This is a genomic window from Nonomuraea terrae, assembly GCF_044465245.1.
In the GTDB taxonomy this organism is placed as follows: Bacteria; Actinomycetota; Actinomycetes; order Streptosporangiales; family Streptosporangiaceae; genus Nonomuraea; species Nonomuraea terrae.
Window position 1 is genome coordinate 319,350 of record NZ_JBITLL010000002.1, and the last position, 24,458, is coordinate 343,807.

A 24,458-nucleotide genomic window follows, 5' to 3' on the forward strand; every position below is an offset into this window, starting at 1 on the left:
AGGCTGAGGTTTGCCACAGTGCGACGAGGGAAGCCAACCTCATTCCGGGCTCATCCGATCTTCCCTACCCTTTACCCATGACTGACTGGCTGGTTGGACTGATGGAGAGCCTCGGGGCACCCGGGGCGGGTCTCGCGATCGCGCTGGAGAACCTCTTCCCGCCCCTGCCGAGCGAGGTGATCCTCCCGCTGGCCGGTTTCACCGCGAGCCGAGGACAGATGGACCTCGTTGCGGTGCTGGTGTTCACGACCCTCGGCTCCGTGATCGGGGCCCTGGCCCTGTACGGCGTGGGAGCCCTGCTCGGCCGCGACCGCACGCTGGCCATCGCGGCCAAGCTGCCCCTCGTCAAGGTCGCCGACATCGAGAAGACCGAGGCGTGGTTCCAGCGCCACGGCCGCAAGACCGTCTTCTTCGGCCGGATGATCCCGATCTTCCGCAGCCTCATCTCCATCCCGGCGGGCGTCGAACGGATGCCCATCACGATCTTCACCCTGCTCACCACGGCCGGAAGCCTCATCTGGAACACCCTCTTCGTCATGGCCGGCTACTGGCTCGGCGAGGGCTGGGAGGTCGTGGAGACGTACGTCGGCATCGGCACCAACGTCGTGATCGGCATCGTCGCGCTCGCGATCGTGGCCTTCGTCGTGGTACGCCTCAGCGAGCGGCGCAAGGGCAGGCATGCGAGTCGCCGCTGACGGGCTGCGCCTGCTGGGCACGGTCACGCTCGGCGCGCTCACCGCACTGCTGGACCTGGCGTTCCTGGTGCTGACGCTGCCGTTCCTGGGCAACCCGAACGTGGGGGTGTCGGCCCGGCGGCTGGCGCGCCTGGAGGCCCGCCGCCTGCGCCTCGACCCGCGAGCGCTGGAGGCGCTGCGGCCCGGCCCGCGCGACGGCCGCGCGGCCGGCTACCTCGCCGCCCGGGTCCCGGTCGGCGTCCTGGGCGGCCTGGTGATCGCGCTGCTGGTGGCCGGAGCGGTGACCGTCGTGCGGCTGGTGGCGGCGTGGAGCAGGGGCGAGCCGTTCGACGGGATGCGCCCTTCGGCGCCGCTGGTCGCCTACTTCCTCGTGGGCGGTGTCGTGCTGCTGTTCCTCGACCTGTCGGGCGTGGTCGGCGTGCACGCCGTGGAACGCCGGCTGGCGCTGCGCCTGCTGGCCCCCGACCCCACCGAGGCGCTCGAACGCCGCATCGCCGAGCTGGCCGAGAGCCGCGCCGGCATCGTCACGGCGGTCGACTCCGAGCGGCGCCGGATCGAGCGCGACCTGCACGACGGGCTGCAGCAGCGGCTGGTGGCGCTGTCGATGCTGGTCGGCCGGGCCCGCCGGGGCCGTCCCGAGCTGCTGGAGCAGGCCCACCAGGAGGCGCAGCAGGCGCTGGCCGAGCTGCGCGAGGTGGCCTGGCGGGTCTACCCGAGCGGGCTGGACACGCTCGGCCTGGGCGAGGCGCTGGCTGGCGTGGCGGAACGCTCCAGCGTGCCCGTCACGGTCGAGTGCCGGCTGACGCGGCGCCCGCCGATGGCCGTGGAGACGGCGACGTACTTCGTGGTGAGCGAGGCGGTGACGAACGCCGCCAAGCACGCCGGCGCCTCCCGCATCACGGTCGAGGTGGCCGAGCAGGACACCGCGGTGGTCGTCCACGTGCGCGACGACGGCCGCGGCGGCGCCAGCCCGGCCGGCGGGGGACTTTCGGGGCTGGCCCGCCGGGTGGCGGCGCTGGACGGCCGCTTCGAGGTGCACAGCCCGCAGGGCGGACCGACGGCGATCACGGCGGTGCTGCCATGCGGGTGATCCTGGCCGAGGACTCCACGCTGCTGCGCGAGGGCCTGGTGCGCCTGCTGGCGGAGGAGGGCCACGAGGTGCCGGCCGCCGTCGGCGACGGGGAGACGCTGGTGGAGGCGGTCGCCGCGCACCTCCCGGACGCCGTCGTCGTGGACGTCCGGATGCCGCCTACCCACACCGACGAGGGGTTGCGGGCGGCGCTGGAGATCCGCCGCCGCTGGCCGCACGTCAAGGTGCTGGTGCTGTCGCAGTACGTCGAGAAGCGGTACGCCGCCGAGCTGATGAGTTCCGACGTCGAAGGCGTGGGCTACCTGCTGAAGGACCGCGTGGCGCAGGTGGGCGACTTCCTGGACGCGCTGGAGCGGGTGGGCGCCGGCGGGGCCGCGTTCGACCCGGAGGTGGTGCGGCAGCTGCTGGCGCGCACCACGCAGGTGGATCCGCTGGCCCGGCTGACGGTGCGCGAGCGGGAGGTGCTGGAACGGATGGCGCAGGGCCTGACCAACGCCTCGATCGCCCAGGAGCTGCACGTGTCGCAGAGCGCGGTGGAAAAGCACGTCAACTCGCTGTTCGACAAGCTCGGCCTGGCCCACGCCAGCGGCTACAGCCGCCGCGTCCTGGCCGTCCTGCGCTTCCTGGAGTCCTGACCCCTCCCAGGGGGATCCTCGCAGGATCACGTTCCAGCGGCTGACCCGCCGGCCGGACGAGGCGTCGCCGGTCTACTCGGCCAGGTGGGCCTGGAAGAAGCCGGTCAGCTTCGCCACCGCGGGGGTGACGTAGGCCTCCTTGTCATAGAGGTCGGTGTGCATCGCGCCGTCGATCCACAGCAGTTCCTTGGGGCCGGGGGCCTTCTGGAAGGCTTCCACGCTCATCCAGGAGGTCACCGCTTCGCGGCCGACGATCATGAGCAGCGGCCGCGGAGCGAGCAGCGTGAGTGCGCCGAAGGCGTCGAACGTGGCGACGCGGTCGACGCTGGACCAGGTCAGCGACTTGGCGGAGCGCGGGTGCTGGGCGCGCGGGGTGCAGTAGTACTCCCAGCCTTCGTAGACATGCGGGCCGCCGCGGCGTGCTTCCTCTCCGGTGTCCGGGAAGAGCGGGAAGGACCGGACTCCTTCGCCGCGGGCCTCGGCCGTACGCGCCGCCGCGGCCGCCTCCAGCATCCCTCGGATCACCGCGGGGTCCTGAGTGCCGTCGGCGCCGAGGCGGAACTGACGCGCGAGGTCGACCGCACTGACGGTGCCGACGGCCCTGATCCGGTGGTCGGTCGCGGCCGCGGCGAGGGCATACCCTCCGGAGGCGCAGATGCCCAGCGCCCCGATACGGTCGGGGTCGACGCCCTGCAGGGTGGCGAGGAAGGTGACCGCGGCCTTGAGGTCCTCGACCCGGTGGGCCGGGTCCTCCAGACCGCGCGGCTCGCCCTCGCTCTCGCCCTGGTAGGCGGCGTCGAACGCCAAGGTGACGAATCCCTGCTCGGCCAGGCGCCGCGCGTACAGCCCGGCGGCCTGCTCCTTCACACCGCTGCCCGGGTGACCGACCACGATCGCCGGGCGCCGCCCGATGGCTTCGCCGCCGGGGGTGTGGAGGTGGCCGGCGATCTTCAGGCCGGCGCTGAGAAAGGTGACATCGGTTCTCATGGGTGCTCACTCCAGTGAACGCGAACGGGCGGGCTTGAGAAGAGCCCGGTGGCCGCCGAACTCCGCCGGCCACGACTCCCACCGTCGCCTCGCCGGGCACGCGCTGCCAGGGAGGGCTCTGCGTATGCAGACCGGTACCAGGCACATGACCGTGGCCGGGCGGACAATGGAGTCATGGGACACCACGGCACTCCTTCCGGCGGCAACGAGCTGGGCGAATTCCTGCGCTCTCGCCGCGCCGCCCTCGACCCGCACCGGGCGGGACTGCCGGACGACGGCCGGCTGCGCCGGGTGCCGGGCCTGCGCCGGGAGGAGCTCGCCCAGATCGCGCACGTGAGCGTCGACTACGTCGTACGGCTGGAGCAGGGCCGTACCCGCAGGGTCTCCCGCCCGGTCCTCGACGCGCTCGCCGACGCGCTCCGGCTCGCCCCGGACGAGCGGGACTACCTGTTCGCCGTGGCCGACGTCACGCCCGCCGCTCCCGTACGGCAGGCCGGCCGGTCCGAGGTGGCCCCGCGGCTGCGGCAGCTGCTGGACACGATGCCGGACATCCCGGCGATGGTCCTCCACCGCCGGATGGACGTACTGGCCTGGAACCGAGGCGCCGCCGCCCTGCTGACCGACTTCGGCGCCCTGCCTCCGGCGCAGCGCAACCTGATCCGGCTGACCTTCCTCGACGACGCCTTCCGGTCCCTGTACGCGGACTGGCCACGCGCCGCGCGTGAATGCGTCGCGGTGCTGCGCATGGAGGCCGGCCGTACCCCCGACGACCCCGCTCTCAGCGCGCTGGTCGGGGAGCTCAGCGTTCGTGACCCGGACTTCCGTACGTGGTGGGCCGCCCACCAGGTACGGGGCCCGAGGCAGCTCACCAAGACCTACCGTCACCCCGTCGTCGGCGCCCTCACCCTCGACGTGCAGCAGTTCTCCGTGGACACCCACCCCGATCAGCTGCTGATCGCCTACACCGCGGAGCCCGGTTCGCTCTCCCACGAGGCGCTGCGCTTCCTGCTGCAGTGGTCCGCGACCCACGCTGTCGATCAGCGGTGCGCGGGCATCGAGGGACGGTCGTTCGATCACGTCGACGGTGAGACCAGGCCCGCCTCGTAGGCGAGGATGACCAGCTGGACCCGGTCACGCGCATCGAGCTCGCCGGTGAGGGCGTGCACCTGCTTGACCACGTCGCCGTCGTCGGCGGCGATCACGAGCGCGGCGCCCGCGGCCAGCAGCCGGTCGGTCTTGGCGCCGGCCCGCCGTCTGGGCGTTCGTGGCGCTGGCGAACCTCTCCATGATGACGATCTTCCTGTGGCACCAGGCCGCCATGATCGCAGTCACCGCGCTCGGCCTGCTCACCTGCCGGGCCCTGCCGGGCCTGCACACCGTCCCGGACGGTCCGGCCTGGTGCTCGCCCGGCTGGCCTGGCTGCCGGCGTTCACGCTGGCCCTGCTCGTGTGCCGAGCCGCCTTCCACGCCACGCGAAGCACCGATCGGGCCGGCGTTCACGCCCTGCGCCTCGTCGATGCCGAGCCGCCGGGACGGATGCCAGAAGATCGAGGGGCGCGGCCCTGGGCTAGCCGGTCGGGCGCGAGCGGGCGCGTACGTGGGCGCGCTCGCCCTGCGGGCCGAAGAGGATGAGCAGTTCGACCGGCTCGGCGCCGGCCGGCCCCATCCAGTGCGGGACCCGCGTGTCGAACTCGGCCGCCTCGCCGGGCGCGAGGGCGAGCTCCTGGTCGCCGAGGACGAGCCGTAGCCGGCCGCCCAGGACGTACAGCCACTCGTAGCCCTCGTGGCGCTGCGGATCGGGCGTCGCGGGCCCGGTCGCCCCCGGCATGATCAGTTTGTACGCCTGGGTGCCGCCGGCCCTGCGGGTCAGCCGGATGTAGGTCATGCCGTCGCGCTGGATCGGCCGCAGGTTGACGCGCGGATCGCCGGTGTACGGCGCTCCGATGAGCTCCTCCAGCGGCATGCCGTGCGCCCTGGCCAGCGGCAGGAGCAGCTCCAGGTTCGGCCGCCGCCTGCCGCTCTCCAGGCGCGACAGGGTGCTTTCTGAGATGCCGGTGGCCGCGGCCAGCTCCGCCAGGGTGCGGCCGCGGCCGCGGCGCAGCCGCCGAAGCCTGGGGCCCATGGCGGCCAGTACGGCGTCGAGGTCGTCGTCCACAGGATCACCTTGCCAAGGCGGCAAGACCTCACGCAACCCCGCTCGGGCATCGCGTGGAGACGAGCGTGGCCGCCTCACCTTTCTGACCGAGGAGCCTCTTGCCGGTTCGGCAAGTTTTCGCGCCTCGGGGCTCAGGGCGACGCAGACTCTGCGGCAGTCGTCGCTTCCCGTCCAGAAAGGACGCCCATCGTGAGCACCCGCACCGTTCAGAGCACCGCACACGACCCCGGCATTCCACCGGACCGCCCGCCTTACCGGGCGATCATCGTGCTCTGCCTCACCCAGCTCATCCTGGTGATCGACAACAGCGTGGTGAACGTCGCGCTGCCGCAGATCCGGCAGGCGCTGGGCTTCTCCACGACCGGCCTGTCCTGGGTGGTCACCTCCTACGCCCTGGTCTTCGGCGGCCTGGTCCTGGTCAGCGGCAAGGTGGGGTCGATCGTCGGCCCGCGCCGCACCCTGCTGATCGGCGTGGCCGTCTTCACCGTCGCCTCGGCCGTGGGCGGGGCCGCCGTGACGCCGGAGATGCTCATCGCGGCCCGCGTCCTGCAGGGCCTCGGGGCGGCGCTGGCCGCGCCGGGCACGCTCGTGCTGCTGATGTCGATCACCAGGCCCGGCCCGCAGCGCGCCCGGGCGATGACCGTGTTCGTGCTGGCCATCGGGATCGGCGCCGCGCTCGGTCTGCTTCTCGGCGGCGTGCTGACCACGTCCCTGGGCTGGGAATGGGTCATGTTCGTCAACGTCCCCATCGGCGTGGTCGTCCTGGCCGGGGTGCGACTGCTGGTGCCGGAGGCGCCGCGCGCGCCGGCCCGCCTCGACGTCGGCGGGGCCGTCGCGTCGACGGCCGGCATGACCGCCCTCGTCTACGGCCTCATCAACGCCACCTCGCAGGGCTGGACCAGCCCGGCGGTCCTCGGCTCGTTCGCGCTCGCGGTGGCCGGGCTGGTCGCGCTGGTCCTCATCGAGCGGCGCCACGTCGCGCCGGTCGTGCCGCTGGGGTTCTTCACGAGGATGCGCAGCGCGGCCCCGCTGCTGGCCATGATGCTGATCCCGGCCGGTCAGGCCGGTTTCCTCTACTTCGCCGCGCTGTTCACCCAGAACGTTCTGGGTTTCACCCCGCTGCAGGCCGGGCTGGCCGTCCTACCCTTCAGCGCCGCGCTGCTCGTCACCAACCTGCTGACGGGCCGACTGGTGACGCGGCACGGCGAGCGGATCATCGGTTCCCTCGGGATGTCCGGCCTGCTCGCCGGGTTGGTGTGGATGTCGCGCGTCGACGCCGGCGACACCTTCGCGAGCGGCCTGCTCGGCGCGTTCGTCCTGCTCGGCCTCGGCGCGGGGCTGACCGTCGCGCCGCTGACCGCCGTCATCATGCACCAGGCGCCGCCCGACCAGGTGGGCGCCGCCTCCAGCCTCAACCAGAGCATGCAGCAGCTCGGCGGCGCGCTGGGCCTGGCGGTGATGACCACCGTCTACGGCAGCGTCCAGGGCGAGGCGGGCGCGATCGGCGCCGCCCTCACCGCGGGGATCGTGTTCCCCCTGCTGGCCCTGATCCTGTTCGCGACCTGGGCCCGTCCCACCCACTCCTGACAGAAATCGGAGACAACGATGATGAACGACGCATTCGTCCGCTCGTGGCACGACTGGAGGGCCGGCTGGGAGCAGTGGCTGCGGCAGCCCTTCGGCTGGCTGGCCGCCACCCACCACCACTGGCTGGACGGCACGCCCCGCGACCACCCGGGGCTGCCGGGCCGCTGGTGGCAGGCCGGGGAGGCGATCCACATCGACCCGCGGGGCGTCCCGATGACGTTCGACGGCGAGACCTTCTCGGCCGAGCGCCGGTTCGTCCTGGCCGGCGCCCCCGATGATCTGCGCGTCACCGCCGGTGAGCTGGAGGTCGGGATCACCTACCGTGGCGCGTACCTGGTCGTGGTCTACGACCCGGCCTCGCCCGCCCGGCACGGATTCGAGGGTGTGCCCGCCTATGAGCCCGATCGGCGCTGGGTGATCCAGGGCCGGTTCGAACCGTTCGACGCGCCGGCGTCCGTCAGGCTCGGCTCGGTGGGCTGGGACGACCACGCCCATGAGACTCCCGGGCTGGTGCGCTTCCACCACGCGGGCGCCGAGCACACCGTCCAGGTGCTCAGCTCGCACGGGAGGCTGAACACCGTTTTCGCCGACGCCACCAGCGGCGTCACCACGTATGCGGCCGGCCGCGCCCTCGACGTCCCGAGCCCGGACGCGGACGGCAGCGTGACCTTGGACTTCAACCGGGCGGTCAACCTGCCGTGCGCGTTCTCCGAGCACTTCCCGATCTGCCCGCTGCCGCCGTCGGGCAACCGGTTCCCCTTCGCGATCGAGGCCGGGGAGAAACCGCCATCCCGACGACTTTCCGTGTCTTGACAAAACTATTTGTCGGTACGAGGATGAGGGCGTTCCCACCCGACAGGAGAAAGCCATGCGGAAGATCACCGCCGGATTGTTCATCTCGCTCGACGGCGTCGTCGAGGCCCCGGAGACCTGGCACTTCCCGTACTACAACGACGAGATGGGGGAGGCCGTCGCCGCCCAGATGCGGGCCGCCGGGGCCACGCTGCTCGGCCGGCGCACGTACGAGATCTTCGCCGCGCACTGGCCGCAGCAGGACCCGGACAAGGACCCGATGGCCGCCACCCTGAACGCCAGCCCCAAGTACGTCGTCTCCACCACCCTCACCGACCCGAAGTGGGAGAACACCACGGTCGTCGGCGGCGACGTGCGCGCCGCCCTGACCAAGCTCAAGCAGGAGCCCGGCGAGGACTTCGGCATGTCCGGCAGCCCTACCCTGGTGTCCTGGCTGCTGCGCGAGGGCCTGCTCGACGAGCTGCACCTGCTGGTGCACCCCATCGTCATCGGCGCCGGCAAGCGCCTGTTCGAGGACGGGATCGGGCAGGTCCCGCTCACGCTCACCAAGTCCGAGACGTTCAGCACCGGCGTGCTGAACCTGACCTACACGAAGGCCTGACATGCCCGCCAAGACCGTTGCCGACAAGCTCCTGGTCAAGCCGGGGCGCACGGTGTGGATCTCCGACGCCGCGCACCGCCCGCTCGTCGATCCGCTGCCGCAGGGCGCCCGCCACACCGGCCCCCTGGAGGAGGCCGCCGTCGCGGTGTTCTTCGCCGCCGACGCCGCCGCGGCCCGGCGGCTGCTGGACGAGCACCGCGACCGGCTCACCGATCCCGCCGTCGTCTGGGTCGCCTACCCCAAGGGCAACGCCTCCGACATCAACCGCGACACGCTCTGGCCGATCGTGGGGGAGTACGGGCTGCGCCCCAACGGCCAGGTCGCGGTGGACGAGGTCTGGTCGGCGCTGCGCTTCCGCCCGCTCAAGGAGGGCGAGCCGCCGTTCACGGGCGGCCGGTGACAACACCGCCGTCACTCGGCGAGGAGATCGTCCGGCGTGGATCGGGCGAGGCCGGCCAGGATGGCCAGGGCTCGGGAGAGCGTTCGCGGCGGCGGTGAGGCCAGGCCGAGGCGGACGGCGTTCGGGGCGCTGTTGCGTCCGACGGCGAAAGCGGCCGCGGGGGTGATCGCGATGCCGTATCGGGCGGCGGCGGCCACGAACGTGTCGGCCCGCCACGGTGGCGGGAGTTCCCACCAGCAGTAGTAGGAGCGGGGGTCGCTGCGTATGGCGAAGGCGCCGAGGTGACCCGCGGCGATCTCCTGGCGCATGGCCGCGTCTCGGTGTTTGGCGCGGGCCACCGACCGTGCGGTGTCGTCGGTCAGCCATCGGGTGGCCGCCTCCAGTGCGAACCGCATCGGTGTCCAGCCGCCCGAGCGCAGCGCCGCCGCGACGGGCGCGACGGCGGGTCCCGGCAGGACGGCGAAGCCGAGCGACAGGCCCGGCGCGAGCCTTTTGGACAGGCTGTCGACGAGGATCGTGTGCTCGGGGGCGAAGGCGGCCAGGGGCGGCAGGTCGTCACGGAGGAAGGACCAGATCCCGTCCTCGATCGCGGGCAGGTCCAGGCGGGTGAGGACGTCCGCGAGCTCGGCCCTGCGTTCCGCGGGCATGCTGATCGACAACGGGTTGTGCATGGTCGGCTGGACATAGACGGCCTTGAGCGGGGCCTTGCGCGCGGCGGCCTCGACGGCCGCGGGATCCAGACCGGCCGCGTCGACCCGCAGCGGGACGAGCGTGACCCCGGCTCGGGCCGCGATCCCCTTGAGCACCGGGTAGGTGAGCTCCTCCACCCCGAGGCGCGCGCCCGGAGGGACCAGCGCGGCGAGGGCCGCCGCGATCGCCTGACGGCCGTTGCCCGCGAACAGCAGCCGCTCGGGTTCGGGGCGCCACGGCCCGCGCGCGAGCAGGTCGGCGACGACGTTGCGCGCCATCGGGGTGCCTGCCGCGCCGACCGGCCGCATGGACGATTCCAGCACGTCGGCGCGCAACAAGGGGCTGATGCCGTCGGCGAGCAGCTTGGCCTGCCCGGGCACGACGGGGTAGTTGAGTTCGAGGTCGATCCTGCTGCCGGTGGGTTCGGCCAAGGCCGGCCCCGGCTGCGGATCGGCGGCCCGGACGAAGGTGCCCCTGCCGACCTCGCCCACGGTCAGGCCCCGGCGGGTCAGCTCCCGGTAGACGCGGGCGGCGGTGGAGCCGGCGATGCCGTGCCGCCGCGCGAAGATCCGCTGCGGTGGCAGCCGGTCACCCGGACGAAGTCTGCCTGCCGCGATCTCCGCGGCGACGGAATCGGCGACCTCGCGAAAGTCCATGCAATCACCACATTGCTCCGAGTTAAATTGCGAACATTGTACCGAGATCGGGTTGTCGATAGCTTCATGCGCATGGTCGAACAAACCGCGGTGCTCGGTGTGGCCTCCGTGGGGCTCGGGATGGTGCTGTCGCCGGGGCCCAACATGATGTATCTCGTATCCCGGAGCACCGGCCAGGGACGGCGGGCCGGCATCATCTCCCTGGCCGGGGTCGCGGCGGGTTTCCTCGTCTACCTCGTCGGGGCGAACCTCGGCCTGGCGGTGTTGTTCGCCGCGTTCCCCGAGCTCCTGACCGTCATCCGGATCGCGGGAGCGCTGTACCTGCTGTGGCTGGCCTGGAAGACGCTCAAGCCCGGCGGGGTGTCCGTCTTCACGACCCGGCAGGTGCCGCACGATCCTCCGCGGCGGCTGTTCATGATGGGCCTGATGACCAACCTGCTGAACCCGAAGATCGCACTCCTCTACATTTCGGTCATCCCCCAGTTCATCGACCTCGACCGGGGGAACGTGCTGTTCCAGGGCATCATTCTCGGCTGCGTCCAGATCGCGGTCGCCCTGCTGGTCAACCTCTCGATCGTGCTGGCCGCCGGCGGCATCGCCGGTTTCCTGGCCGCCCGTCCCTCGTGGCTGCGCGCGCAACGCGTGGCCATGGGCTCCCTCCTCGCCGTGCTCGCCGTCACGCTCGCCTTCGCGCATGGGTGAGGATGGGATCGTGGCGAAACCCGTGTACGCGGCCGCCGCCGTGCAGGTCGCGGCGCCGCCGGAGCAGGTGTTCGCGCTGGTCACCGACTGGCCGCGGCATCGCGAGTGGATGTTCATGACCAGCGCGCGCCTGGTCGGCGAGCGCACCCTGGAGGCGTACACGGGGGTGTGGCCGGTCGGGTTCCTCGACACGATGACGATCACCTGCTGGGAGCCTCCTGAGCTGATGCTCGTCGCGCACACCGGCCGTTTCGTGCGCGGCCGGGGCGCCATCCGGGTACGCCCGCACGACGGCGGCAGCCGGGTGGTGTGGGCCGAGGAGCTCCAGCTGCCCTTCGGCGTGCTCGGCCGGGCCGTGTGGCCGCTGGCCCGGCCTGTCGCGCTCGCCCTGCTCCGCCGCTCCCTGCGCAAGCTCGCGGCCCTGGCGGCCCGGAGCCTCGCAGCCTGATTCTTCGGCGGCCGGTGTCCGGTCGGCGGGTCCGGCTTCGACGTCTCCACCGAACGGCGCCGCCAGGGCGCCCAGGAAGAGGAGGAACCGCCGTGAAGTACATGATCCTCGTCTACGGTTCGCAGCGCGACTACGACGCTCCTGACGCGCGGGAGATGTCGGCGATCGGCGAGTTCCTCGGGACATTCACCGCCGAGCTGGCCGAATCCGGTGAACTGGTCGACACGCAAGGGCTGACCGCACCGGTGCAGGCGCGCCGGGTCCAGGGATCGGACGACGCGCAGGTGGTCACCGACGGCCCGTTCGCCGAGACCGAGGAGGTGCTGGCCGGCTACTGGATCGTCGAGTGCGCGGGCATCGAGCGCGCCACCGAGATCGCCGCCCGCCTGAACCGGTGCCCCGGGCCCCAGCCGGCATCCGGCACGATCATCCGCCCGATCGCCTGACGCGCCGCCGGCGACCCTCCAGGGCAAGGGAGATCCCCATGATCGACGACGACGTGATCCGGCCGTACCGGATCGACATCCCCGCTGACGAGCTGGCCGACCTGCGCGAGCGGCTCGCCCGCACCCGCTGGGCGCCGGAACCGGCCGGCGGCGACAAGGGCTACGGCGTGCCACTGGCCCGCGTACGGGAACTGGCCGAGCACTGGCGTGACCGCTACGACTGGCGCGCCCAGGAAGCCCGCCTCAACGCCTACTCCCAGTTCACGACCACCATCGACGGGGCGAACGTGCACTTCCTGCATGTCCGCTCCCCGGAACCGGACGCGCTGCCGCTCGTGCTCAGCCACGGCTGGCCCGGCTCGGTCGCCGAGTACCTCGACATCCTGGACCCGCTCAGCGACCCGCGCCGGCACGGCCTCGACCCGGCGATCGCGTTCGACCTCGTGGTCCCGTCGCTACCCGGCTTCGGTTTCTCCGGCCCCACCCCCGACACGGGGTGGGGCCCACGCCGGATCGCCCGCGCCTGGGCCGTCCTGATGGAGCGGCTCGGCTACCGCCGCTACGGCGCGGCCGGCAACGACTGGGGCTCGTTCATCTCACCCGAGCTCGGCCGCGTCGCACCACAGGCGGTGGCCGGCGTGCACGTGACCCAGGCGTGGTTCCCGCCTCCGGACGACGATCCGCGGTGGCCGGAACGGCTCTCGCCACAGGACCGGGCGGCGCTGCACGCCTTCCAGCGCTACGTCGACGAGGAGGCCTCCTACGGCGCCGTGCAGAGCCGGCAACCGCAGACCCTCGCGCACGCCCTGGCCGACTCGCCCGTCGGCCTGCTCGGCTGGAACGCCCAGGCCATGCACGAGCACGGCCTCGACACCGACACGCTCCTGACCCACGTCACCATCCACTGGCTCACCGGCACCGCCGGCTCGGCCATCCGGATCTACGCCGAAGCCGAACGGGAGTCACCGCCCGCCGGGCCCATGGCCGTCCCGATCGGCGTCGCGCAGTTCCCCGGCGACCTGGCCTCGGTCCGCGCCTTCGCCGAACGCCACTACACCGACATCGTGGCGTGGAACCGCTACGACCGCGGCGGGCACTACGCCGCCCACGACGCCCCCGATCTGCTGGTGGCCGACATCCGCGGGCTGTTCGCCGCGCTCCGGCGCCGGATGTGATCACACGGCGGGAGCGGTCCGCCGGGCGGCGTGGTGGCGGACGGCCGCGGCGAACGCGGAGATCACCGGGTGCGGCCGGCGTTCCTCGCCGGCCAGCTCCGGCTGGAACAGCGTGGCCAGGAAGAACGGGTGGCCGGGCAGTTCTGCGGCCCGCACCGCGCCGTCGTCGGCGTGGCCGGTGAACACCATCCCGTGCGCGGCCAGTGTGGCCTTGTAGTCCTCGTTGAGCCCGTACGAGCAGAAGTACGCCTCCACGGTGGCGGACGCGCCCATGATCTGCGCGATGCGCGTGCCCGGCTGCAGCAGGACGCGGCCCTCGTGGCCGGCCAGCGAGCACGCCAGCGGGGCGAGGAGCAGGTCGCGGGCTTCCGGCTGGTTCTCGGCGTGGGCGACGTCCAGCCCGCACACGTTCCTGGCGTACTCCAGCAGCATGTGCTGGAAGCCGCCGCACGTGCCGAGGAACGGGATGCCGTGCTCGCGCGCCACCCGCGCGGCCGCCACCGCGCCGGCCTCGTCGCGGTACGGGCTGCCGGGCACGATCCAGATGCCGTCGAAGCCGTCCAGGCCGCTCACGTCGGTGGTGGAGATCCAGTACGGGTCGAGCGCGATGCCGTCGCGCTCGCGCAGCGCCTCCATGATCAGCGGGATGCGGGTGTGGGAGCGGACGCTGGGTGAGCGATCCCCGACCAGGGCGATTCTCATGGGCTCCATCCTGGCCGCTCACCCCGGATAAGCGCCAACGATGATCCGTGCATCTGATATAAGCGTCTCTGATGGATCCGCATCTGCTCACCACGTTCGTGACCGTCGCCCGCCAGGGCTCGTTCTCCGCCGCCGCCTCCGAGCTCGGCTACACCCAGTCGGCCGTCTCCCAGCAGATCGCCGCGCTGGAGTCCGACCTGGGGCTGCCGCTGCTGCGCCGCCGCCCGGTCGAGCCGACCCCGGCCGGGGCGCGGCTGCTGGAGCACGCCGAGCCGCTGCTGCTGCGCCTGAGCGCGGCCCGCGCCGACGTGCTGCGTGCCGCGGCCCGGCCGCGCCACCGGCTGCACCTGGCCGCGACCCCACTGGCGGTCAACCCCGTCCTGGCCGAACGCCTGGCGCGGGCGCGCGATCGCGAGGCGCGCCTGGACCTCGTCCTGCACACGTGCGCGGCCGAACAGGTGGTCGCCGCCGTCGCCGAGGGGCGGGCCGAGCTGGGCCTGGCCGGCGGCATCGCGGCGCCCAGCGATCCGCTGCGGCTGCCGGACGCGGGCCCGATGACCACCACCGGGGTGAGCCAGGAGGACCTCGTCGTGGTGCTGCCGCCGGGGCATCCGCTGGCCGGGCGGGCGGCGCTGCGGCTGGCGGATCTCGTCGACGCCCGCTGGCTGGACACGCCGCTGTGCCCGCCGTCGCGGCTGCGCGACCTGGTGGGCGAGGGCTTCGCGGCGGGGCTGGGTTACCAGGGCGACGACGTGCACACGGTCGTCACCCTGGTGGCCGCCGGTCACGGCCTGACCTTGCTGCCGGTCTCGGCGGTGCCGGCGGGGGTGTGCGGGGTGGCGCTGGCCGAGCCCCGGCTGGTGCACCGGGTGGAGCTGCTGCACGGCGCCCTGCCCGCCGGCGCCGCCGCCGGCCTGGCCGCGGCCCTGTCGGGCTGAGCGCTCCCCGTTTCCCGCCGCTCCGCGCGTCACGTGGTGGGACGGTGGTCAGGTGTCCGGGGTCAGGCGTGCCCGTCGCGTCCGCAGGAAGGTTCGTTCGGTGTCGTTGGTGGCCAGGGTGATCGCCTCGTCGTAGGCGGCGACGGCATCGGCGGTGCGGCCGAGGCGGGTGAGCAGGTCGGCGCGGGTGGCGGGCAGCAGGTGGTAGCCCGGCAGGTCCAGCTCATCGACGGCGGCCAGCGCCGGCGCCGGTCCGTGCACCTCGGCGACGGCGACCGCCCGGTTGAGCGCGACGATCGGCGTCGGGCTGTGCCGCAGCAGCTGGTCGTAGAGCGCCAGCACCTGCGCCCAGTCGGTCGCCGGCCCGTCGGTGTGCACGGCGTTGATCGCGGCCTGCACCTGGTACGGCCCCGGCTGAGCACGGCGCAGGCACCGCCGCACCAGCTCATGCCCTTCGGCGATCAGCGCCCGGTTCCACAACGACCGGTCCTGCTCCGCCAGCACCACCAGCTCACCCGAAGGCCCCACCCGCGCGGGCCGCCGGGCTTCGATGAGCAGGAGCAGCGCCAGCAGCCCGATCACCTCCGGCTCGTCGGGCATCAGCTCGGCGAGCGCTCTGGCCAGGCGAACCGCCTCCAGGCACAGGTCCGTGCGCAGCAGCTCTCCCGATGTGGAGGTGTATCCCTCGTTGAAGACCAGGTAGAGCACGGTGAGCACCGATGTCAGCCGATCGGGGAGTTCGGCGGCCTCCGGCACGCGGTAGGGGATGCCGGCGTCCCGGATCTTCTTCTTCGCGCGGACGATCCGCTGGGAGACGGTCGCCTCCGGCACCAGGTAGGCCCGCGCGATCTGCGCCACCTCCAGCCCGCCGAGCAGGCGCAGGGTGAGCGCGGTCTGCGCGAGCGGCGACAGCGCCGGGTGGCAGCAGGTGAAGATCATGCGGAGCTGGTCGTCGCGCACCGGTCCCACCACCTCTGGCTCGTCGGGTTGGTGCAGCAGCAGCGCCTGCGCGTGGCGGGCCTCGCGGGTGGATTCCCGGCGCAGGCGGTCGATCGCCCGGTTGCGGGCGGTCGTCACGATCCACGCGCCGGGATTGGGCGGCGTCTCGTCCCACTTCTGCACGGCCACCGCGAACGCGTCCTGCACGGCCTCCTCGGCGAGCCCGATGTCACCGAGCAGGCGCGTCAGCGTGGCCACGCACCGGCCGTACTCCGTCCGGTAGACGGTGTCCAGATCCATCCGCGCTCATCCCCCCTGCGCGTCCACGAACGGGCGCACCTCGATCGGGGCCCCGCAGGCCAGCGCGCACTTCTCGGCCCAGGACAGCGCCTGGTCCAGGTCCTCGCACCGGATCACCCAGAACCCGCCGAGCTGCTCCTTCGTCTCGGCGAACGGGCCGTCGGTCATCGTGGTCGTGCCGTTGCCGGGGCGGACGACCGTGGTGGCGTGCGAGGGCAGCAGGCCGCCGACGAACACCCACGAACCGGCGGACTGCATCTCGGCGGTGACCTTGGCCGTCCGGGCCAGCTGATCCTGCATTTCCGTTTCCGACGGCGACGGCGCGCTTTCGTCGAACTGGACGGCGAGCAGGTACTTCTTCACGGCGAACTCCTTCGCAGGATCAGGCGGGCAGGCGGCGGGCGACGGCCGGGATCTCGATCGCGGCGGCGACCACGTGCCATCCGCGCAACCCGCCCGCCGCGGCGGTCGGGCGGTCGGTGATCAGTGCCATCGCGGACCTCCGGTGCGTGGCGGCCGGCTCGTCGCCGGCCTCTCACCTTGGCTACGAACGCGCACGGCGCCATTCGACACCCCCGGCAGAAAAGAATCAGAAGACGTACTCTCCCCGACCGTGTCCCAGGCGACAAGGCCGTTTCAGGGCAGCGCGGCGGTCGCCCGTTCGCGCAGCGACGCCTCGTGCTCCGGCTCCGTGCACAAGGTCACCGTCAGCCCGGCGTCGCCCAGGACGGCCAGCAGGGCGGTGAACTGCCCGGCAGGCTCGGCGCTGAGCAGGTCCTCGGCGTGCTCCACGGCCAGGGCGGCGGTCTCGGTGTCGCGCAGGCTGTCGGTGAGCGCGTCCCAGTTGCGGCCGAAGTGGCCGGGAAGGCGCAGCGCCCGCGCCGCCTCCTCGAAGAAGGCGGCACGGGTGCGGCAGGCCCGCCCGTCCATCACCGGGCCGGTGGGCGCCGGGCCGGTGGACACCGCCAGCCAGGAGGGCAGCGGACGTGCGGCTGAGCTCATGACAGGTCCTAGAGCCGGTAGAAGTCGGTGTAGTGGTCGGGCGAGAACCACACCGCGCCGGTGCTGCGGTTGACGACGATCCGGTACGCGTCGCGGGCGGCGCCTCTCGCGCGGGAGTACACGTCGTACTCATGGTAGGTGGCGCCGGCGGGCAGCTGGCCTTCGCGGTTGTAGAAGCGTCCGCCGGTGTAGTTGTAGCGGCCGTCCGGCCAGGAGTACCAGCCGGCGGAGGTGGGATAGCCCTTGGACTGCCAGACCGACCTGGTCGTGCGCGCGTCGGCGCACCGCGACATGGTGCAGGAGCCGTAGACGTCGGCGTTCGCGGGGACGACGCCGGCCAGGCCGACGAGCGAGACGAGGGCGGCGAGTACGACGGCGAGCCTCAGCGGCCAGGCAGGTCCGGGGCGTTGCGGGGTGTGCACGGGTCCTCCTCGTGACGTGACGGACACGGAGAGGATCATCGCCCGGCCGGCGAACGTCAACGACAAAGCACCCGAAAGGAATGGTGAACTCTGCGCGGACGATCAGCGCGCCCGCAGCGCGTACACCTCCTGGGTCGCGTCGCGCTGGGTGCGGGTGGCCGAGCGGTCGGTGGTGAAGACGACCACGCCCCGGTCGGCGGCCGGCCAGGTGTTGTTGCCCGGCGTGGTCAGCTGCTCGGCGGCGCTCCAGCCGGTGCGCCCGCGCCGGGAGGTGAACACCTTCCACCGCCAGTCGGCCGAGCGGGAGTCGTACCACACGGCGCGGATCGTCCGGTCGGGGTCGCGGCTGAGGCGCGGACGCTGGCTCATCGCGTCCGGGGCGAGCCCGACCGGCTCCGCCGGCGTCCAGGTGCGGCCGCCGTCGGCCGAGCGGGAGGCGCGCAGCGACAGGTTCGTGCCGGAACTGCGCAGCGCCCTGGTCTCCCAGATGGCCACGAACCCGCCGTCGCCGTCGGCGGCGAGGCTCGGGTGCCGGTCCGCGGCGTCGGCGGCCGCGCTCACGCGTACGGGCTCGCTCCAGGACCGGCCGGAGCGCACGCAGACCAGGATCTGCCAGTTGTCCGGGTCGGTGCCGCCCGGCTGCTCGCCCGGCTCGGGGGTGTGGCCGGTCCACAGCGGGTCGGGGTCGAAGCGGTTGTCCTGCCAGGCGACGATGACGCGCCCGTCCTCCCCGACGGCGACCGAGGGGAACAGTGAGGCGGGGAAGCGCGGCGAGCGGGCGTCCTGCGGCGTGCCGAGGTCGACGCTCTTGCCGGGCGCCGACAGGTTGACCGGCGCGCGGTCCTCGCCGACGACCTGCGCGTACACGTCGAAGGGGCCGCGGGCGTTGTCGGCCCACACCACGACGGGGCGCCGCCCGTCGAGGAGGGCGAGGCCGGGGTGGACGGCCCTGCCCCGCCCGTCCGACAGCCGTACGGCGCGTTCGAACGAGCGGCCGCCGTCGTGGCTGTGGCGCAGCAGGATCACCGGCCGGTGCGGCTGCTCCTGCCCGAGCTCGTCCTGCCAGACGACCCACACGTCGTCGCCGGAGACGGCGATCCGGGGGAAGCGGGCGGTGGGGGAGTCGCCGGAGAGCGTCACGGTGCGGCCGTGTCCCCGGTACACGACCGAGGTCCGGGCGTCGTCGTGCACCTCGGCGACCACGTGCGTCGTGCCGCCGTCCACGGCCACGTCGGGGAAGCCGGTGAACCGGCCGGCGCCGCCGACGGCCAGGCTCGCGCGGTCGTCGCCGTGCTGCGCCGGCGGCAGCGCGATCTCCGGCGCCGGTACGGCGGGCGCCGCCGCCGAGACGAACACCGGGGAGGTCGCCGCGCGCAGCTGGTCGGGCAGGTCCGGGTCGGCGTCCGCGCCGGAGGCCGCGCCGGGCGCGCGGACCTCGGCCCGGTACCAGGTGTGCTCGCCCTTGAGGGTGACGGGCAGGTGGTAGGTCTCGTCGTCGGAGGCCGCCGTGTACGTCGCCACCGGCCCGGCCGAGCGCCCCGGCGCGCCGTACACGAGGACGCGGGCTCCGGCGGCGCGCCGCACGCGCACCCGCAGGGACGCCTTCTTCGGCAGCCGGCCGTGCTTGAGGACGATCTCGTCGCCGCCGAGCGCCTCGTACGTCCCGTCGCCGTCGAGGTCGGCCTCGATGGTGACGAAGGGACCGTTGCGGCGGTGGGACACCGTCGTACGGCCGCCGCGCAGGCCGTCCAGGATGCCGCGCACCGAGCGTTCGGCGGCGAACACCCACGTGGTGGGCTGACCTGGGCCGGCGGTGCCCCACAGCTCGCGGAAGTGGCAGTCGCTGGCGGCGACCGCGCCGAACCGGAAGCCGGCGTTCCACCGGTTCTCCGCGTAGTCGATCTGGGCGTCGGGGTCGGAGGCGACGTTCCACACCTCGACGGTGTTCATGCCCTGGGCGCTGGCGTTGTCGTCGGGCCCGGCGTCGGGGGTGTACTCGCCGTCGTCGGGGTGGGCGGTGGACCAGACGGCGTCCTGGGCGTGGGCGTCCCAGATCGACTGCTGCACGTGCCGGAACGCCGGGGAGCCGGGCGGGTTGGCGCCGTCCACGACGGTGTCGACCGCGCCGAGGACGATGGCGTGCGGTGACCCGTTCGCCTCCTCGCCGGGCACCAGCAGCAGTTCGGACGACTGCCACTGCGGGTCCCAGTGCTGGTCGTAGGTGCGGTGGTCGGTCAGCGGCAGGAAGTCCAGCCCGGTGCGCTCGGCCTCGGCGATCTGGTCGGCGACGGGCAGGTTGCCGGGCAGGGTCTGCTTGGACTGCTGGCGGGGCAGACTGCCGTCCGCGGAGTGGTCGTCGTGCACGTGGGTGTCGCCGGCCAGCCACTCACCTCGCGGGGTCTTCTCGCCGGCCTGTGCGGGGCTCGCCGTCATCGCGCCGGCCGCGACCGCCGCGCCCCCCGCGACGGCCACGAAGTTCCTGCGGCTCAATTCCATTCGGTACGCCTCCCAGTGCCTTGATCCGGAACGGCGCTGACACTAGGGAGGTCTCAGTCCAAAAAGGTAAATACATCGCAAATCGCCCACGCCGCGTGGGGGAACCTTTGGCCCGCTCGGGCGATCCGCGGCAGGCGGGCCCGCACGGCGCAGTGACCGGTGTCGGCACGGACGCGTACGCCGGCCGGATCTCCGCGATGCCGTCGCGCTCCGCCGGGACACCACGGTGAACGGGTATCGCGCGTCGCGGCCGTCGACAGCGTTGTCCACGACCGGCGGGCCGGCCTCCCGCCAGGCCGCGACGATGCCGGCGGGCGGTCTGACAACCGGCGCGTTACTCGCCGTACTCGTCGTCCCGGGGCGCGAGCACCGGCCCCCTGACCTGCTCGGCCGGCCGATTCACGATTCCTCCTTCCCGCCGCGAAGCCGGAGGGCCAGGAACCGACCGGCCCGCTCCAGCGCCGCCGCGGCTTCGGCCGATCCGTTGAGCTGGAACACGTGCGGCTGGCGCGGAGCCACCTCCAACGTCACCGCCACCTCGTCGGCCCCGGCGCGCCCGGCCAGCCGTACGGCGTCGTCCAGCAGGATCTCGCTCGAGCCGACCTGGATCAGCAGCGGCGGCAGCCCCGTGAGGTCGGCGAAGACCGGGCTCGCCTCGGGCGCCGACCTGTCACCGCCGGGGATGTACTGATCGAAGTACCACTCCAGATCGGCCGGAGTGAAGATCGGGTCGACCCCGTCCTTGGACCGCGCGCTCGCGCCGCTGAGGGTGAGATCGACCGCCGGCGAGAACAGGACCGCCGCCGCCGGCATCGGCAGGCCCGCGTCCCGGGCGCGCATCAAGGTGACGACGGCCAGCCCGGCGCCGGCCGAGTCGCCCGCGATCACCAGCCGCCGGGGGTCGGTGCCGGAGTCCAGCAGCTCGCGGTAGGCCGCCAGGCAGTCGTCGGGCGCGGCCGGGAACGCATGCTCCGGCGAGAGCCGGTAGTCGAGCGAGACCGCCCGGCCGTTGAGGTGCCGCAGCAGCGCGACGGTGAGATGGGCGGCGACGCGCGCCGACCCGACCACGAAGCCGCCGCCGTGGAGATACAGCAGCACGTCCTCGCCTGCCGTGCCGGGCGCCTCGATCCGCAGCTCCAGCGCCGGCCGCCCGCCGAGTGCCGTCGCCGACGAGCGGACGTCCGTGGGTAGGGGCCTGGTGAGCATGGCCGCGAACTGCTCGCGCTGTTCGGCAACGTTTCGCATCTCGTCCTCCAGCTTTTAGTTAAGCCGCCTGACAGTCAGGTGACTTTACCATTCATCCTGATACCGTCAAGCTGCCTGACGACATCGCATGGAAGAAAGGCCGCACGGGGATGACGACGCGATCCGCAGCGAACGAGCGGCAAGACAAGCCCAACGTGCCGCTCCCCACCCTGCTCACGCAGGCCAAGGACATCGCGATAGAGCGACTTCACCAGCGGCTGGCCGACGAAGGATTCGACGGGATCCGGTACGTGCACGGCTCCGTCTTCCGGTTCATCGACGCCGAAGGCTCACGGCTGACCACGCTCGCCGAGCGCTCCGGGCTCACCAAGCAGGCGATCGGCGAACTGGTCGGCGAACTGGAGGATCACGGTTACGTCGAGCGGGTGGCCGACGCGGGCGACCGCCGCGCGAAGATCATCCGGCTCACCGACCAGGGCAGGCTGGCCCAGGTCACAGCGGCCCGGATCCTCACGGAGATCGAGCGGCGGTGGTCGCGGCATCTCGGCGGGGACCAGGTCACCATGCTGCGGCGCGCCTTGGAGGAGGTCGTCGCCCTCGAAAGCGGTTAGCCCTCCGACCCCGCACCCGGAGCACCACTGACAGCCGCGGGTTCATGCCCGGCGACGCCGCGCCGGCGCAGGCCACGTCCGGCCGGCCGACGCGCGCCTCGGTGATCCGCGATCCCGCCGGCCGACACGAACGCGACCGCCTCACCGAACGCGTCACGAACCCGGCCGCCGGCGCCAAGTCGGGCACGCAAGTCGGGCGCGACGGACAGGCGCGGACAGGCACGGCAGGTTCGCCCGCCGCATCGAACCACGCGAAAGGCTGGGGCTCACACCACCATCGGCAGGCCACGGTCCAGGCCGGTCATGTGCAGCAGCCGCGACATGAACGGGCGTGGCGCGGTCAGGGCCACGGTGATGCCCATCGGCCGGGCGCGGTGCTGGATGCCGACCAGCACGGCGAGCCCGGAGGCGTCGCAGAACGACACTTCCGACAGGTCGACGATGAGCAGGTTCGTGCTGTAGTCCAGCGTGCTCATCAGTTGCCGGCGCAGCGCCGCGCTGCTGAAGATGTCGATCTCGCCGGACAGGTGGACGATCGTCGGCCTCGACGGGTCGGCCACGCCGAGCGGCGCGGGGTCGATGACGGTCATGGGAATTCTCCTTTCGGAGAAGCTGCGACGATGGAGATGCCTGCCGGCCAGAGATCGGCCCGCCGCCAGAACGGGCGGTACCTGAACCGCTCAATCCGGCCGGCAGGCGGCACGTGGGTCACGTCGACGCCTGGGCCCCCTGCCCGGTGACTGATCCGCCCTCGTTCTCCCAGCGTGCCGAGCTGTCTTCCGGCGCACGCCGGGCGGCGCCGGGCGACGGACAGGCCAGGGCGAGGATGGCGCCGGTGGTCAAGCCGGCGGTGTCCTGGGCGGTGAGGTCGAGCGTGGCCTCGGCGGGCCCGGCCGCGGTGTCCGGCGGGATGATCAGCAGGACGACCGGCTCGCCGGCGGCGAAGATCAGAGTGATCACGCGTGGATCGGTGGAGCGGAACCAGCCGACCCGGACCTGCCGTCCGCGTGCCGGGAAGCGGTGCGGGATGTGCCGCCAGGCGTCCCGATGCAGCCCGACCCGCAGCGTGGTGCGGCCCAGCCGCTCGTCGACCGCGGCGACGAGCGCGGGCAGTTCGGCGGCGGCGTCGCGGGAGCGGGGCCACCAGGCCCCGTCCACGACGGTTCGCCGCTCCGGCACCGGGTGCAGAATGAGCCGCGGCGCGGCATCGACCTGGGGACGCGCAGGTGTGACACGGCTGGATGGTAGCCGTCGAGGCACAAGTGTCGTGGTCATGGTCGCCTGGCCCGTCCAGGCCCTCCGGGGAGGGCCGGTCGTGGTTCGCCGGGGGCGACGCCGACTTGAATGCCAACGCTCGAAAAGTCCTCGGTACCTTCAGTCTACCTCACCACGTTCGGCGAAACCGGGCGTGCGCCGGGCGGCGTCAGACGTGCCAGCCGCTCACTCCGCCCGGCACCGGCGCGGCCGGGTCGTACGGTTCGCGGGTGAAGATGAACGTGTTGAGGTCGAGGTGGTCGCTCGCCACCCGCAGGGTCTCACCGGCGTAGTAGCCGTCGAGCCCCAGCCACGTCCCGTCGTCCTGCGGCACGAACCGGGAGGCCCGCCCGGACCCGCCGACGGGCTCCAGCGACAGCCCCCGCTCGGGCAGCAGCCGCAGGGTGTACGGCTTGGGCCCCCAATGCCACAGCCCCGTCACGGGGAGCAGGTCGGGGTCGGCGGCGACCGGCTGCCACTCCTCGGGCAGGCGGGGCTCGTGCTCGTCCAGGAGGTCCAGCAGGTCGCCGAGCAGTGTGCCGCTCATGCCGGAGGTGGTGTTGGCCATGAACAGCACGCCGACGCCTTCGGCCGGATCGCTCCACACGGTGGCCAGGAACCCCGGCATGGAGCCCGTGTGCCCGGCCAGCCGGCGCCCGCCGGCGCGTGACAGCTGCAGGCCGAGCCCGAAGCCGGAGGTCCACGTGTCGCCGTCGTCGACGGTGGCCGGCTCGCGCATCTCGGCGACGGTGCCGGGGGAGAGCACGCCGGCGCTCTCCCCGCACAGGAACGCCGCCCAGCGGGCCAGGTCGTGCGGGGTGGACCACAGCTGCCCGGCCGGCCCCATCGCGTCGGCGTCGTGCTCGGGCTCGGTGAGCAGCACGTCGGCCCACGGGTGGACGGCGTAGCCGGTGGCGTGCGGGGCGCGCGGCCGGGCCGTGGTGTCGCGCATGCCGAGCGGGTCGAGCACCTCCTCCCGCAGCGCCTTGAGCCAGGTGGTGCCGCGCAGCCGGGCGACGAGCTCGCCGAGCAGTGCGAACCCCACGTTGGAGTAGTGGAAGCGCCGCCCCGGCCGGTGTTTGAGCTCGCGGGGGCCGAGCCGGTCGAGCAGCTCCGCGGCCGGGACGCCGGGGGTGCGCTCCCACCAGGCGGTGGGCGGCTCGGCGGTCAGGCCGGTGGTGTGCGACAGCAGCTGCGCGATGGTCAGGTGGCCCAGCTGCGTGCCGGGCAGGTGCCGCTCCAGCGGGTCGGTCAGGTCGAGTACGCCCTCGTCGCGCAGCCGCATCACCACGACGGCGACCATGCTCTTGGTGATCGACCCGATGCGGTACTGCGTGGCGGCGGTGGGGGCGGCGCCGTCGACGCGGCCGCGTCCGCCGAACCACGCCGTCCGCCCGTCGCGGACGATCGCGGCCGTCAGGGACGGGATCCTGCACTCGGCCTGCTCGACGGCCAGCCTGCGCATCAGCGCGCGGGCGGTCGTGTGGTGCACCTGACTCATGGGCGAC

At 73.0% G+C, this 24,458-nt stretch carries 28 protein-coding genes; 14 read left to right on the forward strand and 14 right to left on the reverse strand.

Annotation, left to right across the window (positions count from 1 at the left end; genetic code table 11):
• The first annotated feature begins 77 nt into the window (after positions 1-77).
• Genes ACIBP6_RS07790 through ACIBP6_RS07800 form a run of 3 tightly spaced genes read left to right on the forward strand, consistent with a single transcriptional unit; the run spans position 78 to position 2,420 of the window.
• On the forward strand, positions 78-695 hold the full coding sequence (locus ACIBP6_RS07790; protein ID WP_397049876.1) for a DedA family protein: 618 nt from the start codon (positions 78-80) through the stop codon (positions 693-695).
• Positions 679-1,785, forward strand: coding sequence for a sensor histidine kinase (locus ACIBP6_RS07795; protein ID WP_397049878.1), 1,107 nt, complete (start codon positions 679-681; stop codon positions 1,783-1,785). The genes ACIBP6_RS07790 and ACIBP6_RS07795 overlap by 17 nt, the downstream gene beginning before the upstream one ends.
• Positions 1,776-2,420: a response regulator gene (locus tag ACIBP6_RS07800; protein ID WP_397049880.1), complete on the forward strand. Its 645-nt coding sequence runs from the start codon at positions 1,776-1,778 to the stop codon at positions 2,418-2,420. Before ACIBP6_RS07795 ends, ACIBP6_RS07800 begins: the two co-directional genes overlap by 10 nt.
• Before the next feature lie 72 nt (positions 2,421-2,492).
• Here ACIBP6_RS07800 and ACIBP6_RS07805 read toward each other — a convergent pair whose 3' ends face one another.
• The gene (locus ACIBP6_RS07805) at positions 2,493-3,407 is read right to left on the reverse strand and encodes an alpha/beta hydrolase (RefSeq protein ID WP_397049882.1); all 915 of its coding nucleotides are present in this window, start codon (positions 3,405-3,407) and stop codon (positions 2,493-2,495) included.
• A 174-nt stretch (positions 3,408-3,581) separates the two neighbouring features.
• Here ACIBP6_RS07805 and ACIBP6_RS07810 point away from each other — a divergent pair, with 174 nt between their 5' ends.
• The gene (locus tag ACIBP6_RS07810) at positions 3,582-4,514 is read left to right on the forward strand and encodes a helix-turn-helix transcriptional regulator (RefSeq protein WP_397049884.1); all 933 of its coding nucleotides are present in this window, start codon (positions 3,582-3,584) and stop codon (positions 4,512-4,514) included.
• On the opposite strand, the gene ACIBP6_RS07815 is transcribed toward ACIBP6_RS07810, so the two are convergent.
• Together ACIBP6_RS07815 and ACIBP6_RS07820 are read right to left on the reverse strand one after the other, a co-directional pair.
• Entirely contained in the window at positions 4,481-4,609 is a 129-nt protein-coding gene (locus ACIBP6_RS07815) for a hypothetical protein (protein WP_397049886.1), read from the reverse strand. The two genes, ACIBP6_RS07810 and ACIBP6_RS07815, sit on opposite strands and share 34 nt — an antisense overlap.
• A gap of 365 nt (positions 4,610-4,974) precedes the next feature.
• Positions 4,975-5,562, reverse strand: a complete 588-nt coding sequence (locus ACIBP6_RS07820) for a helix-turn-helix domain-containing protein (protein ID WP_397049887.1) — start codon at positions 5,560-5,562, stop codon at positions 4,975-4,977.
• Between the two features lie 189 nt (positions 5,563-5,751).
• On the opposite strand from ACIBP6_RS07820, the gene ACIBP6_RS07825 reads away from it, so the two are divergent.
• The 4 genes from ACIBP6_RS07825 to ACIBP6_RS07840 are packed head-to-tail and all read left to right on the forward strand — an operon-like array spanning position 5,752 to position 8,963.
• Entirely contained in the window at positions 5,752-7,149 is a 1,398-nt protein-coding gene (locus tag ACIBP6_RS07825) for an MFS transporter (protein WP_397049889.1), read from the forward strand.
• 18 nt (positions 7,150-7,167) lie between these two features.
• On the forward strand, positions 7,168-7,962 hold the full coding sequence (locus ACIBP6_RS07830; protein ID WP_397049891.1) for a DUF1684 domain-containing protein: 795 nt from the start codon (positions 7,168-7,170) through the stop codon (positions 7,960-7,962).
• 55 nt (positions 7,963-8,017) lie between these two features.
• Positions 8,018-8,563 carry a dihydrofolate reductase family protein gene (locus tag ACIBP6_RS07835; RefSeq protein ID WP_397049893.1) on the forward strand — a complete coding sequence of 182 codons (546 nt, stop codon included), beginning with the start codon at positions 8,018-8,020 and terminating at the stop codon, positions 8,561-8,563.
• A gap of 1 nt (position 8,564) precedes the next feature.
• Positions 8,565-8,963, forward strand: a complete 399-nt coding sequence (locus ACIBP6_RS07840) for a hypothetical protein (protein WP_397049894.1) — start codon at positions 8,565-8,567, stop codon at positions 8,961-8,963.
• 11 nt (positions 8,964-8,974) lie between these two features.
• On the opposite strand, the gene ACIBP6_RS07845 is transcribed toward ACIBP6_RS07840, so the two are convergent.
• Positions 8,975-10,309: a PLP-dependent aminotransferase family protein gene (locus tag ACIBP6_RS07845; protein WP_397049896.1), complete on the reverse strand. Its 1,335-nt coding sequence runs from the start codon at positions 10,307-10,309 to the stop codon at positions 8,975-8,977.
• 72 nt (positions 10,310-10,381) lie between these two features.
• On the opposite strand from ACIBP6_RS07845, the gene ACIBP6_RS07850 reads away from it, so the two are divergent.
• The 4 genes from ACIBP6_RS07850 (at position 10,382) to ACIBP6_RS07865 (ending at position 13,080) form a co-directional block, all read left to right on the forward strand.
• Positions 10,382-11,011, forward strand: coding sequence for a LysE family translocator (locus tag ACIBP6_RS07850; protein ID WP_397049897.1), 630 nt, complete (start codon positions 10,382-10,384; stop codon positions 11,009-11,011).
• 10 nt (positions 11,012-11,021) lie between these two features.
• Positions 11,022-11,459, forward strand: coding sequence for an SRPBCC family protein (locus ACIBP6_RS07855; RefSeq protein WP_397049899.1), 438 nt, complete (start codon positions 11,022-11,024; stop codon positions 11,457-11,459).
• Positions 11,460-11,560: 101 nt separating this feature from the next.
• Positions 11,561-11,905 carry a YciI family protein gene (locus ACIBP6_RS07860; protein WP_397051481.1) on the forward strand — a complete coding sequence of 115 codons (345 nt, stop codon included), beginning with the start codon at positions 11,561-11,563 and terminating at the stop codon, positions 11,903-11,905.
• Positions 11,906-11,943: 38 nt separating this feature from the next.
• A complete protein-coding gene (locus ACIBP6_RS07865) occupies positions 11,944-13,080 on the forward strand; it encodes an epoxide hydrolase family protein (protein ID WP_397049901.1) in 1,137 nt (378 codons plus the stop codon).
• Here the strand turns inward: ACIBP6_RS07865 and ACIBP6_RS07870 are convergent, their stop codons facing one another.
• Positions 13,081-13,782: a CTP synthase C-terminal region-related (seleno)protein gene (locus ACIBP6_RS07870; RefSeq protein WP_397049903.1), complete on the reverse strand. Its 702-nt coding sequence runs from the start codon at positions 13,780-13,782 to the stop codon at positions 13,081-13,083. It abuts the gene before it with no gap.
• Positions 13,783-13,853: 71 nt separating this feature from the next.
• On the opposite strand from ACIBP6_RS07870, the gene ACIBP6_RS07875 reads away from it, so the two are divergent.
• Positions 13,854-14,720, forward strand: coding sequence for a LysR family transcriptional regulator (locus ACIBP6_RS07875; RefSeq protein ID WP_132610263.1), 867 nt, complete (start codon positions 13,854-13,856; stop codon positions 14,718-14,720).
• 48 nt (positions 14,721-14,768) lie between these two features.
• Here ACIBP6_RS07875 and ACIBP6_RS07880 read toward each other — a convergent pair whose 3' ends face one another.
• The 6 genes from ACIBP6_RS07880 to ACIBP6_RS07905 all read right to left on the reverse strand — a co-directional run bounded on the left by ACIBP6_RS07880 (position 14,769) and on the right by ACIBP6_RS07905 (position 21,124).
• Positions 14,769-15,959, reverse strand: a complete 1,191-nt coding sequence (locus ACIBP6_RS07880; RefSeq protein ID WP_397049905.1) for an RNA polymerase sigma factor — start codon at positions 15,957-15,959, stop codon at positions 14,769-14,771.
• Positions 15,960-15,965: 6 nt separating this feature from the next.
• Positions 15,966-16,322 (reverse strand): YciI family protein, encoded by a 357-nt coding sequence (locus tag ACIBP6_RS07885; RefSeq protein ID WP_397049907.1) that lies wholly within the window; start codon positions 16,320-16,322, stop codon positions 15,966-15,968.
• Between the two features lie 273 nt (positions 16,323-16,595).
• The gene (locus tag ACIBP6_RS07890; protein WP_397049909.1) at positions 16,596-16,961 is read right to left on the reverse strand and encodes a barstar family protein; all 366 of its coding nucleotides are present in this window, start codon (positions 16,959-16,961) and stop codon (positions 16,596-16,598) included.
• 8 nt (positions 16,962-16,969) lie between these two features.
• A complete protein-coding gene (locus ACIBP6_RS07895) occupies positions 16,970-17,383 on the reverse strand; it encodes a ribonuclease domain-containing protein (protein WP_397049911.1) in 414 nt (137 codons plus the stop codon).
• 102 nt (positions 17,384-17,485) lie between these two features.
• Positions 17,486-19,873: a CehA/McbA family metallohydrolase gene (locus ACIBP6_RS07900; RefSeq protein ID WP_397049913.1), complete on the reverse strand. Its 2,388-nt coding sequence runs from the start codon at positions 19,871-19,873 to the stop codon at positions 17,486-17,488.
• Between the two features lie 405 nt (positions 19,874-20,278).
• Complete coding sequence (locus ACIBP6_RS07905; RefSeq protein WP_397049915.1) at positions 20,279-21,124, reverse strand: alpha/beta hydrolase; 846 nt, start codon at positions 21,122-21,124, stop codon at positions 20,279-20,281.
• Between the two features lie 155 nt (positions 21,125-21,279).
• On the opposite strand from ACIBP6_RS07905, the gene ACIBP6_RS07910 reads away from it, so the two are divergent.
• On the forward strand, positions 21,280-21,696 hold the full coding sequence (locus tag ACIBP6_RS07910) for a MarR family winged helix-turn-helix transcriptional regulator (RefSeq protein ID WP_397049917.1): 417 nt from the start codon (positions 21,280-21,282) through the stop codon (positions 21,694-21,696).
• 266 nt (positions 21,697-21,962) lie between these two features.
• Here the strand turns inward: ACIBP6_RS07910 and ACIBP6_RS07915 are convergent, their stop codons facing one another.
• From ACIBP6_RS07915 to ACIBP6_RS07925, 3 genes are all read right to left on the reverse strand, one after another.
• Positions 21,963-22,286: an STAS domain-containing protein gene (locus ACIBP6_RS07915; RefSeq protein ID WP_132610275.1), complete on the reverse strand. Its 324-nt coding sequence runs from the start codon at positions 22,284-22,286 to the stop codon at positions 21,963-21,965.
• A gap of 118 nt (positions 22,287-22,404) precedes the next feature.
• Positions 22,405-22,971: a DUF5994 family protein gene (locus ACIBP6_RS07920; RefSeq protein ID WP_397049919.1), complete on the reverse strand. Its 567-nt coding sequence runs from the start codon at positions 22,969-22,971 to the stop codon at positions 22,405-22,407.
• A 148-nt stretch (positions 22,972-23,119) separates the two neighbouring features.
• Complete coding sequence (locus ACIBP6_RS07925) at positions 23,120-24,451, reverse strand: serine hydrolase domain-containing protein (protein ID WP_397049921.1); 1,332 nt, start codon at positions 24,449-24,451, stop codon at positions 23,120-23,122.
• Positions 24,452-24,458: the final 7 nt, after the last annotated feature.